The 15,628-nt window shown below is 57.6% G+C and carries 14 protein-coding genes and 1 pseudogene; 8 read left to right on the top strand and 7 right to left on the bottom strand.

The annotated features are described in order from the left end of the window. Window positions 1–11: 11 nt before the first annotated feature. The 6 genes from CH74_RS03430 to CH74_RS03455 form a co-directional block, all read right to left on the bottom strand. Window positions 12–890 (bottom strand): glycine betaine ABC transporter substrate-binding protein, encoded by an 879-nt coding sequence (locus CH74_RS03430; RefSeq protein WP_048306084.1) that lies wholly within the window; start codon window positions 888–890, stop codon window positions 12–14. 54 nt (window positions 891–944) lie between these two features. Further along, window positions 945–1,742 (bottom strand): DUF2797 domain-containing protein, encoded by a 798-nt coding sequence (locus tag CH74_RS03435; RefSeq protein WP_048306126.1) that lies wholly within the window; start codon window positions 1,740–1,742, stop codon window positions 945–947. 26 nt (window positions 1,743–1,768) lie between these two features. Next, complete coding sequence (locus tag CH74_RS03440; protein WP_048306085.1) at window positions 1,769–2,029, bottom strand: YeaC family protein; 261 nt, start codon at window positions 2,027–2,029, stop codon at window positions 1,769–1,771. A gap of 20 nt (window positions 2,030–2,049) precedes the next feature. Beyond that, window positions 2,050–2,898 carry a rhomboid family intramembrane serine protease gene (locus CH74_RS03445; protein WP_048306086.1) on the bottom strand — a complete coding sequence of 283 codons (849 nt, stop codon included), beginning with the start codon at window positions 2,896–2,898 and terminating at the stop codon, window positions 2,050–2,052. Window positions 2,899–3,092: 194 nt separating this feature from the next. Beyond that, window positions 3,093–4,091: a metallophosphoesterase gene (locus tag CH74_RS03450; protein WP_172656297.1), complete on the bottom strand. Its 999-nt coding sequence runs from the start codon at window positions 4,089–4,091 to the stop codon at window positions 3,093–3,095. 7 nt (window positions 4,092–4,098) lie between these two features. Next, a complete protein-coding gene (locus CH74_RS03455) occupies window positions 4,099–4,980 on the bottom strand; it encodes an NAD(+) kinase (RefSeq protein ID WP_048306087.1) in 882 nt (293 codons plus the stop codon). 155 nt (window positions 4,981–5,135) lie between these two features. Between CH74_RS03455 and CH74_RS03460 the strand changes: the two genes are divergently transcribed. Next, window positions 5,136–6,137 carry a DUF1853 family protein gene (locus tag CH74_RS03460; RefSeq protein ID WP_253272924.1) on the top strand — a complete coding sequence of 334 codons (1,002 nt, stop codon included), beginning with the start codon at window positions 5,136–5,138 and terminating at the stop codon, window positions 6,135–6,137. Between the two features lie 22 nt (window positions 6,138–6,159). On the opposite strand, the gene CH74_RS03465 is transcribed toward CH74_RS03460, so the two are convergent. Then, window positions 6,160–7,041, bottom strand: a complete 882-nt coding sequence (locus tag CH74_RS03465; RefSeq protein WP_048306088.1) for a carboxylate/amino acid/amine transporter — start codon at window positions 7,039–7,041, stop codon at window positions 6,160–6,162. A gap of 15 nt (window positions 7,042–7,056) precedes the next feature. Here CH74_RS03465 and CH74_RS03470 point away from each other — a divergent pair, with 15 nt between their 5' ends. The 7 genes and pseudogenes from CH74_RS03470 (at window position 7,057) to CH74_RS03500 (ending at window position 15,587) form a co-directional block, all read left to right on the top strand. Then, the gene (locus CH74_RS03470) at window positions 7,057–7,575 is read left to right on the top strand and encodes a DUF6314 family protein (RefSeq protein ID WP_156181335.1); all 519 of its coding nucleotides are present in this window, start codon (window positions 7,057–7,059) and stop codon (window positions 7,573–7,575) included. A 174-nt stretch (window positions 7,576–7,749) separates the two neighbouring features. Next, window positions 7,750–9,920 (top strand): annotated as a pseudogene (locus tag CH74_RS03475) (type VI secretion system Vgr family protein). Continuing rightward, complete coding sequence (locus CH74_RS03480) at window positions 9,905–10,618, top strand: DUF4123 domain-containing protein (protein ID WP_082140270.1); 714 nt, start codon at window positions 9,905–9,907, stop codon at window positions 10,616–10,618. Before CH74_RS03475 ends, CH74_RS03480 begins: the two are co-directional and overlap by 16 nt. Beyond that, the gene (locus tag CH74_RS03485; RefSeq protein ID WP_048306091.1) at window positions 10,615–12,516 is read left to right on the top strand and encodes an alpha/beta hydrolase; all 1,902 of its coding nucleotides are present in this window, start codon (window positions 10,615–10,617) and stop codon (window positions 12,514–12,516) included. Before CH74_RS03480 ends, CH74_RS03485 begins: the two co-directional genes overlap by 4 nt. Next, window positions 12,503–13,729: a WD40 repeat domain-containing protein gene (locus CH74_RS03490; protein ID WP_053070607.1), complete on the top strand. Its 1,227-nt coding sequence runs from the start codon at window positions 12,503–12,505 to the stop codon at window positions 13,727–13,729. The genes CH74_RS03485 and CH74_RS03490 overlap by 14 nt, the downstream gene beginning before the upstream one ends. After that, entirely contained in the window at window positions 13,730–14,374 is a 645-nt protein-coding gene (locus tag CH74_RS03495) for a hypothetical protein (RefSeq protein WP_048306092.1), read from the top strand. A 22-nt stretch (window positions 14,375–14,396) separates the two neighbouring features. Then, a complete protein-coding gene (locus tag CH74_RS03500) occupies window positions 14,397–15,587 on the top strand; it encodes a WD40 repeat domain-containing protein (RefSeq protein WP_048306093.1) in 1,191 nt (396 codons plus the stop codon). Window positions 15,588–15,628: the final 41 nt, after the last annotated feature.

The raw sequence follows: 15,628 nt of genomic DNA on the forward strand, positions 1-15,628 counted from the left end.
GAGGGTTGTCGTTAGTTTGCGCTGTCACCGGCCTCTAGCCAGCCGTCCACCAGCTCGCGATTTTCCTCGATCCACTGTCGAGCACCTTCCGCCGGATCGCCGGTTTCCTCGATGACTGCCATCAGACCACCGAGGGAGTCATCGTCCATTTCCCAGGCATTGAGTACTGCAGTCAACCAGGGATCGTCTTCCGCGAAACCCTTACGCGAGAACCAGTAGATGGCTTCTTCTTCGGCGCCGTAGACGTTCTCAGGGTCGTCGAGATACTTGAGATCGTATTCGGCAAAAGCCCAGTGCGGATTCCACAGGGTCACCACCATGGGCTCCTGGCGCTTGTAGGCATCCTTTAGCGCCGCCATCATGGCGACCTCGGAGCTACTGAGTTGACGCATCGGCAGGTCATAGGTCTCGATGGCGTCTTCGGTGGCCGTCGAGATCGTCGAGCCTGGGTCGATGCCGACAATGGTAGCGCGACCTTGATAGTCGAAATCGTCGGCTTTTTCGGCAAGTTCGGAAATCGAATCGATATCCACATAGGCCGGCACCACCAACCCCAGTCCCGGGCCGTCGTACCAGGTTTCGTGAACGGTCAGCTGCTCCTTGTGAGGCTCGATGTAGTCCTTGTCGGTGGTGGGCAGCCAGGTTTCCAGGGAAATATCCATGTCGCCGTTGGCGATGCCGCTGAAGGCCACGCTCTTGCCAACGTTGGTAATATCCACCTGGTAATCGTAGGGCGCCTGCTCAAGCACGAGCTTCCACATGTTGGCCGCGGCGATGTTCTCGGCCCAGTTGAGGGTGGCGATATTGACCTGCTTTTGTTCCTGGGCCTGAGCGCCCAGCGTCGTCGCAGTCAATCCAGCGGCGAGTAATATCCTTGTTATTCCTGGCATTGTCGCACCTCGTTGATGATTGTTTGTTCAACATATCATGATGCGACGGCAAGGCTACTGAACGCTCACTTCATAACCGGAGAACTTGCGCAGGTTGATGACGCCGGTATCGAGCATCACATATTGTCCTTTCAAGCCGAGCAAGGTGCCGGAAACATCAGGATTCTTGTCGAAGTTATGAGATACCACCTTGGTCGGCGATTGAAGCACCGGATACTTAAAGCTCATGGGTTCTGCGTCGAGAAAGCGCACAAAATCATCGCCGAAGCGCTCACGTAGATTGGCAAGTCCGCCTGCAAGGGATTCCAGCAGGCGATCGCGCTCAGCGCGCAGGTCCATGGGGGCCACCTCGCCTTTGAGCATGGCGCGCCAGTTGGTACGATCCGCGACCTGCTCTTTGAACAGTACCTCGACGAAACCGGATTGCTGACGGGTATCGACCTCGAGAATCGGCAGCGCCTGGATTGCCCCTTGATCCAGCCAACGGGTCGGCATCTGGGTCTTTCGGGTGATACCTACCTTGAGCCCGGAAGAGTTGGCCAGATAGATGACATGGGGCTGGAAGCAGTGGCGCTCGCCCCACTCGGGCTCGCGGCAGGTGCCGGCAAAATAATGGCAAAGCTCCGGCTTGACGATGCAGGTATCGCACTGGGCCAGGCGTTTGAAGCAAGGATAGCAATGACCTTGAGCAAAGCTCTTGCGGATAGGGCGTCCGCAGTGTGTGCAAGCAATGGCCCCGGTATGGCGTAAATGCAACGATTGGCCGAGACGCGCGTTGAGATCGAGACGCTGCTCACCGGCGCGCAGCGTATACTGGGCCGGCTGATCCTTGTCACCCGGTGTGATGCCCATCTTGCTCAAGCAGCCGCTGAGCGCGATCAGTTCACCCACGTGATGCTGTCCTCATCATCGTTCTTGTCACTGCCGCAGGTCGATTTCCCTACGAAGCCAATACGCTCACTTTCCGGCACTTTGTGCTCGACTTCGTAACGCATCACCGCTTCCAGACACAGCTCGGTCTGCTCTTCGGTGAGACGGCGCCCGTCGGGCCATTTGCGCAGGGATACCGCCTGCTTGAGGCTCTCATAGATGGTGGGTGTCATCTGCTGGATCATGCGCTCGAAGGTCATGTCGCTCATCGTCTGCTCTCCAGGAATTGTCATGAAATGCGCCGGGCACGACTGCTGGCCAGCCACCCCATTATCAGGCCGCTAATGAGTCCGCCCAGATGGGCCTCGTTGGCCACGTTGCCAAAGCCGATGGGTTCGGCAAAATCCGTCATGGTAAAGACCATCCAGCCCAGCATGAACACCACCAGCATCTGCGGCACGAAAAAACCGCTTTTCGGCGCTCGCCAGGCCATTAACCAGACATAGCCGAGTAGCGCATAATCCACCCCGGACATGCCACCGAACAAGACGGTACCGGTAGCGTACTGGGCCAGATTGGAGACCAGCGCGCTGAGAATCACTATGCCCAGCAGTCTAAGCGACCCCTGCAGCGCTTCGATCTGACGCCCGAAATACCATAGCCATAGCATGTTGAAAATCAGGTGCGTCCAGCCGAAGTGCAGGAATGCCGGCGATATCAGACGCCAGATCTGCCCCGAGAACAGGGTGTCACTCAGGGTGCCGACGCTAAGCTGGTTCCCTACCACGCCAAGAGGCGTGATGGTCATGGCCGCAATGACCAGATCACCCAAGATGGCCATCAACCCGAATACCGCCAAACACAACAAGATCAGCCCCGCCGCCAGGGGTGCCTCGGCCAGTATTCCTTGGCGCCAGCCTCGCGACCTAGAGCGCTGCTCGGCGTTCAGGGTCAATGATTCACCGCGCTTCCAACGCTCGACCAGCTGCATCAGATCTTCCTGCTGGCGAGGATCCGCCAGCCATAGTACCTGGGCATCATTTTCCTCGGTAAAGCGATGGCCGATACGCTGGGCCCAGAGCGCTTGGCGTAGCGCCCGGGTATCGGTATCCCTGGGCAGCATCAGCACCTTATGCATCCGTTCGCCCTCTTGTTGTCGGTACGCTCAAGCAATGATCTAACGCGACTAGTATCCCACACAATAAAAAGTCCGGCGGAGAGGGCCGCCGGACAACGAGCAAGGAATCATTCAAGGGAACACCTATTGAGACGATGATCGATACGACAAGTTTCCCATGCGGGCAACTATTTGCGTAATAAATTGTAAGGCTTCTAATCCAGGTCGATTTCCCAGGGCCGAGGCCTCGCCTGCTCATCTCGCGGCACCCGCACCCAAACGAACTTGTCGGCGCTCAAGACTTGCTCGCCGTCCCAGCGATAGGCAACCAGACGCCCGAACTTCACCGCGCTGTAATCCACGCAGGCGATATTGGGCGCGGGCAATGCCGGTATTCCCTCACACCAGTAATGGCCGATGAAAAGCGGCCGCTCCTCGGGGCCATAGTAAGCCAGACGAGCCTGCTCCCGTTCCGACAGGGGGCGCTCCTCGAGATCATCGGGCAGGTTGTCCGGCTGAAAGATGACATCGCCGTAAGTGCGCGGCGCCTGGGCCCAGAAATGGGCGCGGAAGGTTCGCCGAGTGAAGCCATCACCGGACTGAATCTTGATGCCTTCCGGCAGGCGGATATGGGTGCCTCGAGTCAAACGCTCCAGCACCTGGAAGGCAAAACTGCCCGGGGTCGCCGAGTCATCGAGAAACGCTTCATCGATGCGCGCGTCTGGATAGTGAGCCAGAAACTGGTTGATGAGCGGCGCATCCCAGCAGGCGTGCACGACCCTGAGACCGTCGAGTTCGAGTAGCAAAGGTATTTCCATGAACCAGGCCAGGGTATCCTCCCATTCGCCTGGATGATCGCGATACTGCTCAAGGGTTTCCTGAATGACCCGGTTATGGCGTGGCGTATGTTCCCGCAGCCATTCACAGCTCTGACCTGGCGGACAGCGGCGGCTGTAAGCCAGGGCATTGATCTCATGATTACCCATGACGATGAACGCTTCCCCTGCCTCGACCATGCTGCGAACGATGGACACCGCCAAACGAATTCGAGGCCCGCGATCGATGAGATCACCTAAAAAGATGGCCTTGCGCCGGGGATGCCGATAGACACCCCCGTCATTGTGATAGCCCAGTTTTTCCAGCAATGCCGCCAGGGTCGCGCCGCAGCCGTGCACATCACCTATCAGATCGTAGCCCTCGATGTCGTCGATCATGGACGTATCACTCTCCAAGCCGGCTGCTCCAGCCCAGTTTGCTGCGACAGATTTCGAAATAGTTGTGTCCTCGCGGATGAATCAGCATGAGTTTGTGTGGTTTACGACGCACGTGAACGATATCACCCGGGGTCGATACTACCTGGGTCTGACCATCGCAGCTGACGTGGGGGTAGGTTTCGTTGGTCTCGCCGATATGCACCATGATCTCGCTGGCCGCATCCACCACAATGGGACGACTCGATAGCGTATGCGGGAACATCGGCACCAGGGTGATGGCATCGAGTTTGGGATGAACGATGGGCCCGCCGCCGGACAAGGCATAGGCAGTCGACCCCGTGGGTGTTGCAATGATAAGGCCATCGGAGCGCTGGCTGTAGACGAACTGACCATCGACGAACAGTTCGAACTCGATCATGCGCACTGCCTTGCCCGGATGAATGACCACGTCATTCAGGCTTTCGCCACTGCCGACCAGGTTATCGCCGCGAAGGACTTCAGTATCCAACAAGAAGCGCTCTTCGATCTCATAGTGACCGGCCAGCACGTCGCCTACGCGCTCTTCGACCTCATCCGGCGAGATATCCGTCAAGAATCCCAGACGACCCCGGTTGATACCTAGCACCGGTGTACCGCTTCGACACAGGGCTCGTCCCGCTCCCAGCATGCTGCCATCGCCACCCACCACGATTACCAGATCGCAGATATCTCCCAACAAACGCTTGCTGGCTTCTTGCTGTCCATGATCGAGCAGTACCGTGGCGGTGCGCTCTTCGAGGATGACGTGGTAATGCGCAGCATTGAGAAAACGAACCAGTCGTTTGAGCGTCTCGACCACTTTGGCGCTGCCAAGACGCCCGATCAGACCGATATTCTTGAAGGATGCCATGGGCGCTCCGTTACCCCGTCGAGATGCGACATTATGCGGGCTCATAACAAGATGGAGCAAACCCGGTCCGGACCCGCCTACCACTAGGGAAGGTTTGAAATGCATCCTCTGCTTGCCGCAAACTGCAAGCTCAGCTCTTCACCGATGCACCGTCGATGTCCTTGCTACCGCTCACCTCCCAGGACGCCATGACTACCGATCTGGCCGGGCTACGTCACCCGTTGGTCCGGGACCTTGCCTGGCTGCTTCACGCACCGGACATACTGACAACACCGATTGCCGGACGCCCCTCACTGCAAGAACTTGGACTCGACGACCCTCAGCGGCGGCGCGACTGGCTGAGTGCATTCGAACACAAGCCCCGGACGATCGAGGCCCAGGTAGGACCGAGCCTGGTCAAACGCCTGGGCCACTATCATGAAAAGCTCTGGCACTTCCTGCTGGAGCATGCCCCGGATACGCAGCTACTGGCGCACAACCTCACAGTACGCGACAGCACAAGACGTACCCTTGGCGAACTCGATCTGCTGTATCGCCATGAAAACGATAGACAACCGGTGCATCTGGAACTCGCCATCAAATACTATCTTGGGCTGCCCCAAGGCCCCCAGGCGATGAATAGCCAGGCACGCTGGATCGGCCCCGGATGCGCCGACTCACTGGCCGTCAAGCGCCGGCACAGTCTCGATCATCAACTGCCTTTATCCTGTCGTCCCGAGGCAGCTGATATATTGGCGTCCTTTGGCGCCCCGCCGCTCACCCATCGTTTGGCGCTACTTGGCGTGCTGTTTCGTTCCTGGCCTGACGGGGCTTCACTCGCCTCGCCCCAGGAAATCGCACCCGATGCCCTTTTCGGTGACTGGCTACCCCTCTCTCGCTGGCCCGACTTTTGCGCCCCGCTCTATGAGAAAAATGCTATTCGTGGCGCCTTTCTCGACAAGCCGCATTGGCTGGCGCCACCGGTCGACACAGACTTGATTGAATTGAACCGACTGAACGAAATGCTTGGGCAGCACTTCGTTCAGCGTCGATCGCCTCGGCAATTGATACTCAAGCATTCCGAAAGCCACTGGCAGCGCTTGTTCATCGTTCCTGATGACTGGCCCCACCGGATTCCGCTTCCGCCTTTTTCTTACGCGGGAACGAATAGCTTCTAGTAGTCGCTAGTAATCGCCGGTTTCAGGCAACGGTGGTTGAGTGGCGCTGATCGCGGCGGCGTACCCACCACTCATTGATCAACAAGGACGCGACGATGATCGCACCGCCCAGGGCCAAGCGCGCAAGGTCCGCGTCACGATTCCAGATCAGTAGATTGACCAGTAGTCCTGCGGGAATCAGCGCATTGTTCATGATGGCAAGCGCGCCTGCGTCGACCTGAGTCGCCCCCTTATTCCACAGAAAATAGCCCAGCCCCGAGGCCATGATTCCTAGCCAGCCAAGAACACCCCACTGCACGCCGGTAGTCGGAAGCTTTTCAGTGGAGCCAAAAATGAGAAAGGCAATGATCACCAGCGCCAGCGCTCCCAGGTAGAACCAACCGAACACGCTGCGCTGAGGAATGTTCCGCGGCAGGCCATTGGCAAGATGCCGGTAGGCGACCTGGCCCGTGGCGAAGCATAGATTGGCACCTTGCACGACCAAAAATCCAAGCCAGAAATCGCTGCTGATACCTTCATAGCGAATGACCGCCGCACCTAGCACGGCCACGGCTGCGGTGAGCAGATAGAATGGTGAAAAGCGCTTGACCATGGCATCGTCGAGCAACGTCACGTAGAGCGGTGTAAAGATGGTGAACAGCAGTACTTCAAGCACTGACAGCAACAGAAATGACTGATAGAAGAAGATGTACATCAAGCCCAGCTGGATCGCCCCGATGCACATCATGGCAAGCTTCATGCCGTTGGAAAGCGCCGAGGGCCGCAGAAATGGCAAGAACAGAAGGCTCGCTAGCGCAATGCGCACCAGCACGGCAAAGTAGCTGTCGACCTGGCCGGCAAGATAGGCGCCGATCAGAGAGAACGAGAAGGCCCACAGGGCCGTGACACCAATCAGGTAGCTCATGTTGTTAGGTAGCTCATGACAGTTCAACCAGTGGATTTAGTAGCGACGGCGCGCATTGTACAACTAAAGGCGCGGCTGTCATCTATCTCGAGTCTCACCTTTCACTCACGCTCCGGCACCGGCTCAACCTGCGGCTGGTCCGGCGAAGGCCAGGGGTCTGTCGTGGTCACACGTCATGCGGATGACAGCGTGACCTTCACCGAAGCCGGCCACTTCCAGCTTGATTCACAACCAGCCGATTCCAGCACAACGCCGCCACGTTCGCTGCCCTTTCAGAACGTCTTTCGCTGGCGCCCTTGTCGTGATCATGTCGCTCTTTCTCATGAGCGTCGTGGACCCGAAGCGGCGGTATGGTTATTCGATATAGTGGCCGCCGATCACGAACATGGCTGCGATCTCATTTCCCGTAAGGCTCACCTGTGCGGTAACGACCGCTACCGGGCGCGTATGACCTTTATGGATCAAGGGTTCGATCTCGAATGGACCATTCGAGGGCCGCGTAAGGATGAGCACCTTTATTATCGATATCGGTAAAGGGCGCATTTTAAAAAAACCGCATGTTCATCCAAGTGCTACTTAAAACACATGTATTTGTAAGACATCGCCGACAAAACGTATAAGCCAAATATGACGATTCGCAATCACTATTTTTATTGAGCAAATTATCGTATAGATTGTGTAACTTTGTGTTTCTTGCAAGGATTACACATGGTTTCTTCGACCGGCCTTCAATTCACCCTGCAACGTGCTAGCGGCGCCAATGACGACACGACCGACGCTCCGGCAGTCATCGACTTCCACTTGGAAGAAACGCTCTCCACGCCTTTCGCCCTCACCGTGAACTTTGCCAGCCGCCAGCATGATCTCTCGGCCAGCGACTGGCTCGATCGCGAGGTATCGTTAGCTATCTGGCAGGACGGCGCCGTGGTGCGCCGCATCCACGGCGTTGTCAGCGAATTCGCTCAGGCGACCGCGGCCATCGGCGTACCCATTACGCCATCACCGTCAAGCCGGCCCTGTGGCGGCTCTCCTTGCGCCACAACTCGCGCATCTTCCAGAACGTCTCGCCGCTGACCATCATCAACACCCTGCTCGATGAGCGCGGCATTACCGACGTTGCCTTCGCGGTGACCCGGGAGCCAGAAGTCCGCGAATACTGCGTGCAGTACCGCGAAACGGATCTGGCCTTCATCCAGCGCCTGGCCGCGGAAGAAGGCCTGTTCTATTTCCATGAGTTTGAAGATAAGGCAGGTAGAGCGCATCGCCTGGTGTTTGCTGACGACCCGCAGGTGCTCGGGAATTTGGGGTCACGTTCCTATCATAGCCACCTTCATCACAGCCCTTCTGGCGGCACGGCCCTGGCGCGCCATATCCGTCGCTTGCGCCAGACCGCGCGGGTGCGCCCGGCGTCGGTGACGCTGAAGGATTATTCCTTCAAGCAGCCGGCATACGCGCAACTGCATGAACAGGTCGGCAGTGGGCTGGAAGACCATGCTCAGCGTGGCGGCGCTGATAAAGGGTATGAACACTTCGATTATCCCGGCCGCTACAAGGCGGACGCCTCGGGCAAGGCGTTCACGAAGGTTCGCCTGGAACAGCTGCGCAGTAACGCTACGATTGCGAGCGCCGAAAGCGATCTACCGGAGCTGTTACCCGGGGCGCGCTTTGCCCTCACCGATCACGATAGCGATGCCCTGAACCGCGACTGGCAGGTCATCAGCGTCATGCATGAAGGCAGTCAACCCCAGGCCCTGGAAGAGGATGCCTTCGGTGCTCACCTGCAGGGGCGGGCAGGCTCAGAGGGCATGACGACCTACCACAACACCCTGGTGCTGATGCCCGCCGACCAGGCCTGGCGGCCCGCACTCTATACAGAACAGAATCCCAAGCCCCGGGTCGATGGCCCCCAGGTGGCCTTCGTGGTTGGTCCCGAAGGCGAAGAGATCCACTGCGACGAACACGGCCGGGTCAAGGTGCAGTTCCCCTGGGATCGCTATGCCGCAGGTGATGACACCAGCAGCGCCTGGATTCGGGTCTCCCAAGGTTGGGCAGGCGGGGGCTATGGCTCGATGGCAATTCCTAGAGTCGGTCATGAAGTCATCGTGTCGTTCCTCGAAGGCGACCCGGATCAGCCGCTGATCACCGGGCGTACCTATCACGCGGTAAACACCCCGGCCTATTCCCTGCCGGAACACAAGACACGCACCGTGATCCGCACCCAGACCCACAAGGGCGACGGCTTCAACGAACTGCGCTTCGAGGATGCCACCGACCAGGAACAGATCTGGATTCACGCCCAGAGGGATCTGGAACTCCTCACCGAGAACGACCGCACCGAGGAGATTCGTCGCGACAGCCACCTCACGGTCAAACGCGACCGCATCAGTGAACTCGATCGCGACGATCACCTTAGCGTGCATGGCGAGCGCCGTACGAAGATCGACGGCAATCAGAGCCTGATCGTCCAGGGCAGCCTGCACCTCCAGGCAGGTCAAGCCTGGCTCTCGGAATGCGGGCGCGAGCTGCATATCAAGGCAGGTCAGAAGGTCGTACTGGAAGCCGGCGACGAACTCAGCCTGAACGCCGGGGGCAGTTTTCTGAAGATCGACAGCAGCGGGGTAACACTCGGGGGACCCAAGGTCCGCATTAATGCCGGCGGTAACCCAGGCAAAGGCAGTGGACAAAAGGCCAACATGGCGATGCTGCCAGGGCAGGCCCAACCGGAAGTTGCCAAGACTATCGTACCCGTCTCTCATGAACAGCTTTTAAGCGCTGCCGTTTACAGTGCTAGTACTGTAGAAGCCTGTCAAATCCAGGATATTGCACTGGCGTCCGGACCCAGCAACTGCGGCTTGGGAGCACAATGCCGATGTGGATAAGCCGCTTCCTGGTCGATCTCTCTTTGCATAAAGAAGCATTGCGCCGGATTTTCGAAATCGAACCCGCGCCTCGTTATCAACTGCTCTATCTGCAGACTGATCAGCACGAGCAGGCCAACGTCGGTCCACTGCTCATCGACCCCTGCTCACCGGTCGCTCATCGGCACTATAAAGAGTGGGTTCAACAGGGGTTGGCAATCGAGCTACAGGGTCAGCAGCGCTTCGAAAGCGTCGCCGAACATCTCAAGACATTGACCATGGTGGAGCGTGAACGGGCACCATTAGCCCTGTTTCGCTACGCTGACCCACGGCTTTATGCGGGGCTTGAATCCACGCTCAATGTTCATGACCTCAGGCGGCTACTGGGCCCCAATGATCGTATGCGCAGCGTCGTATCGGGCCAAACCTGGACATTGCAACAGGACAGTATGGAGGCCGATAGCTATACACCTGCCAGCGCTCCTTTCAGACTTACGCGGGATCACCTACAAGGTATCGATGAGTGGCGCAGTCAGACGATGCTGCAAGCTCTGGCCGAGCACTACGCCCTTCCTGTGGAGCACATAATCGGCTGGTATCGGGAAATACGCACAAAAAGTCATAACAATGAACAAGCCTGTCTCGAGCACTGTCATCGCCTAGCGCGGAACGCTCGGAACAGTGTTACCTCTGCTCATCTAGAAGAAATAACCTCATGAATGATCTCGTTCTTCCCTTCCAACCCAGCTGCCAGAACGGTGGCGGCGCCGTCTACCGGGCCGAATGCGTATCCAAGGTCCTGGTCACTATCGAGCACAAGGACACCCTGGGGCGGCCTCTGCCCGCCGGCAACATCGTCGAGCTGTGCGATGCCCATCGCTACCCCCATACCGGCGTGACCGACGACCGTGGCCACAGCCATCACCCCGGAGTGATCGCCGGCCCCTTCGCCTGGCAGTTGCGAGATGCCCCCGGGCGTCATCTGATCGCCATCGACGAAGTGCCGGTACATCCGGTGGCGTCGGGCCTCAGCGCCCCGGAAGCCCTGGCGGTGATGAACGAGACCACCGTGGTCGCGACCTATCTGCCGCCGCCGATGCTCATCGACCTGCACACCCCCTCCGAGGGGGTGACGCCGGATCTACTCAGTGATGATCAGCTGGAACAGCTGCGCCTGGCCGGCAACAATGCCACCCTGTTCCTGCACGGCTATAACGTTCCCCGGGGCGACTGGGCCCGCTTTGATGCGGCGGCGGACGCCGCAAGCGCCCGCCCACCGCCCCTGCTGGGCACGGCGCTGCTTCATCCGAGCGGCGCAGCGGCCATATCGACGCTGTGTCAGCGCCAGTCAATCGACGGAGACGAACAGGGGCTCAACGGCACCGGCGCCTGCGGCTGGCTGACCAGCATGGAGTATCAGCTCAACCGGGCGGCGGGAATGGACGAGAGCGACTGGCGCCCCTACAGTCGCGTGGTGGGTATCGCCTGGCCCGGGGATACCGGCGCCACCGCCTTCACCGAGGCCGAGTTCATTGCCACACACAGTGGCCGCCGGCTGGTCAACGTGCTCAAGCAGCTGCTCGACGCGGGTATCAAGATCAATCTGATCGGTCACTCTCTCGGGGCTCGAGTGGCATTGACCGCCCTCAACCTGCTCGGCGAGCGCGGTGTGCAACAGCGTATCGACCATTTGTTCCTGTGGCAGCCGGCGGTGGCCGACAACGCCCTGTCCCCGGACACGCCCTTCAGCAAGGTGCGACAGCGCGACGAGCTGTTCAAACCTGATCCCCGCCGTCCCGGCCGAGAAGTGCATCCGCTGGGCATGGGCACCTTCCCCTATGCCCATCGCGCCGTCAGCAACATCGTAGTGCTGCACTCTCATGAAGACGGCGTTCTCGGCCCCTCCAATCGAGAAGCTTCTGGCGCGTGGTACGACCCCAGAGACTGGGTGCAGCGATTGCGCGATATCGCGACGGATTCCAGTGACGATCGCACCGGCACGTTGGGCGGTGCCTATACCAAGAAATGGTGGACCTTTCCGCCGATCATTGCCGGCGGCCTGGGCTACTTCCGCGAGTACTATTTCAATCGCGGTCGTGCGCTGGCCCCGGGCCAGTGGGAGGCGGCCTTGCTGTTGCGTACCCAGGACGATGCCAGCGACCAGTATCGTGTCGATCGCGCCTGGGAGGCCTTGACCCAGGCCCTCGTCGATGAAGCCCGGCGCATTCTGGCCGCAACACCGCCCGGTCCCTTGCATGCGGACACCTGTCTGCCGGACTACGACCTGCTCAAGCCCCTGGCCCATCATGCCCGCATCAGCGAACAAATGGCGCTAACCTTCGCCCAACACCTGCGTGAACTGGGGCAGAAGCACAACTGGCAGCCGGGAGATGGGGAGGTACGTCCGGCGCTGGGATTGGTGGGGTTCAAGGATGTGGAAACCGAACCTTTCTTCGAGACCAAACTAAGATTAGAAATCTTCGACGAAGTCGACCAATCTACGTGGCTCTTCGAACACTCAGCGATGAAGTATCCCAGCAAGGAAATTTTTACCAAGAGTTACAAGCTGGGCATCATGGACAGAATCAAAGGAGGATCGGGCTTTGGACAGTATTGAGTACAAAAAAGCACTGTTGGCTACCAAAGCCGTTTTCGCTTTCGTCATGATCTTGGTATTGACAGCTTGCAGCGCTGCCAGTTCTCAGCCTGGCGGAAAGCTAGGGCCCGTGATGGTATTGGGTGTTTCCAGCGATGGTCGCTATGCCATCAGTACACACAAGTCCAAGCACTTGGTGCTGTGGGATCTGAAGCAGCAAAACCGTGAAATTCTCTCAACCAACGCCAATATCTATAGCGCTTATTTCATCCATGATCGCAATGCTTTCTTGTGGCAGGATCTCGACAACCAAGTGCGAGTGCAAACCGTTGATGGTGACGTGCTCAAGCAGTTCGCGCACTTCCCTACTTATGGGCACATAATGGATACCTCGCTCGAGCACTACATTGCCTCCGACGATGAGTGGAATCTTTTCCATGGTCATGGCAACAACATGCAAACCATTTTGAGCGACGGGGATGTTCCCGGTGTCGTGAGTGCCGGGAAACTACTCCATATAAGTCTTTCCGAGAAACGTGGCCTGTTCACCACGGCTGGCTATGACAATCGCGAACGCTTTGATCTAGAAGAGCACCCTCTCATTGTGGAAGGACAGTCGTTCGGCAATTACGGCGGCGTTTTCCTCTGGGATATCAATACTCTAAAGCCTATCGCACAACTACCGGGTAATAGCGTCAAGGTCGATGCCGCCATCAGTCCTGATGGCCAATGGGTTGTTACGGGCGATGAAAACACCATTGGTCTCTATTGGAATACCGACCAGTTGGAACAACGCAATTACATGGCAAGTTACTACAATGGTATTTTCCTCGACGACACACCATATGAAGATGGTGATAGCCGCCAATGGGACAAGAGCGCCCTCATACCTGTGCCTGTGGCGGATAAACCAAACCGTTGGGGAAATCGTCATTTGACTACCACCACCACCGTTGCCCTCGCCTTCATCAACGACAGCCAGGAATTCCTTCGCTTCGGTTACCGCTCCCACTGGGTTGCACTGTTCGAGGCCGGTAACCCCTGGCCGCAGAAATACTTCGACCTCGGCGACGACCCTTATCCTTCGACGGCGTCCTACCTGCGCAGCCTGAGCATCGCAACCTCGCCCCAGGCCAAAGTACTGGTCACCGGACACCGCTACGATGGCGGTATTACCGTCTACCGTTACGACCCGAACGCGCGCACCCTGACCAAGGAGTGGGTGGGTGAGTGAGTGACTGGCGTCAACGATCGCATCAGCACGCTGGGGGGTGCCTATACCAAGAAATGGTGGACCTTCCCGCCGATCATTGCCGGCGGCCTGGGCTACTTCCGCGAGTACTATTTCAATCGCGGTCGTGCGCTGGCCCCGGGCCAGTGGGACGCGGCCTTGCTGTTGCGTACCCAGGACGATGCCAGCGACCAGTATCGTGTCGATCGCGCCTGGGAAACCTTGACCCAGGCCATCGTCGATGAAGCCCGGCGCATTCTAGCCGCAACACCGCCCGGCCCCTTGCACGCCGATACGCGTTTGCCGGACTACGACCTGCTCAAGCCCCTGGCCCATCACTCACGCATCAGCGAGGCAATGGCACTGACCTTTGCCCAACACCTGCGTGAGCTGGGGCAGGAACACAACTGGCAGCCGGGAGGTGGGGAGGTACGTCCTGCACTGGGACTGGTGGGGTTTAAAAAGATAAAAAATGAAGAGTTTTTTAGATTGAGAATAAGTTCTTTAGATTTTGATGATGTTGATCAATCAACTTGGTTGTTCGAGCATTCGGCGATGAAATATCCGACCGAAGAGATTTTCGTGAAGAGCTATCAGGAAGGGATCATGCGAAGAATGCAAAAGAACTCTCAGTTTGGTCGGTACTAATTGGACTAGAGCACTCAGCATAATGAAAAATATACTTATCCTAGCCGTTATACTAACGCTCACTGCCTGCTCTACTGCCAGTAACCAGCTTGGAGGACGACTTGAAGAAGTCATGGTCTTGGGGGTTTCCAGTGACGGGCGCTATGCCATTAGTACACACAAGTCCAAGCACTTGGTTCTTTGGGATCTGCAGCAGCAAAGCCGTGAAATTCTCTCAACCAACGCCAATATCTATAGCGCTTATTTCATCCATGATCGCAATGCTTTCCTGTGGCAGGATCTCGACAACCAAGTGCGGGTGCAAACCGTTGATGGTGACGTGCTCCAACAATTCGACCACTTCCCGACCTATGGGCACGTGAGGGATACCTCGCTCGAGCACTATATTGCCTCCGACGATGAGTGGAATCTTTTCCATGGTCATGGCGAGGCTATGCAACCGATCAAGCAGGATGGCACTGTTCCCAGCTTTATGGGTGTAGGGAAATTATTTAGCTTGAGTCTTTCCGAAGAAAAGGGGCTATTGGTTTCCGCAGGCTCCAGCAATGACGAAGACTTCGATCCCAAAGAAATACCTCCCATTCTGGACAACCAATTATTCAGCAATTATGGAGGAGTTATTCTGTGGGATATCGAAACGCTTGAACCCGTTGCTCAACTGCCAGGCAATAACGTCAAGGTCGATGCCGCTATCAGTCCTGATGGACAGTGGGTCGTTACCGGCGATGAAAACACCATCGGGCTTTATTGGAATACCGACCAGTTGGAACAACGCAATTACATGGCAAGTTACTACAACGGTATTTTCCTGGAAGATTCTCTTTATGATTTGGATGATCCACGCAAGTTCGATAAAAGTGGCTTGATACCTGTACCCATGGCGGATAAACCGGATCGCTGGGGAGACCGTCATTTGACAACCAATACCACCGTTGCCCTCGCCTTCATCAACGACAGCCAGGAGTTCCTGCGCTTTGGTTACCGCTCCCACTGGGTTGCACTGTTCGAGGCGGGCAACCCTTGGCCGCAGAAGTATTTCGACCTCGGCGACGACCCTTACCCCTCGACGGCGTCCTACCTGCGCAGCCTGAGCATCGCAACCTCGCCCCAGGCCAAAGTACTGGTCACCGGACACCGCTACGATGGCGGTATTACCGTCTACCGTTACGACCCGAACGTACGCACCCTGACCAAGGAGTGGGTGGGCGAATAGACTCAAGCCTATTTTAAATGAGACATGGCTGTGAGCGTTTG

Source organism: Halomonas sp. PR-M31 (assembly GCF_001039575.1).
In the GTDB taxonomy this organism is placed as follows: Bacteria; Pseudomonadota; Gammaproteobacteria; order Pseudomonadales; family Halomonadaceae; genus Modicisalibacter.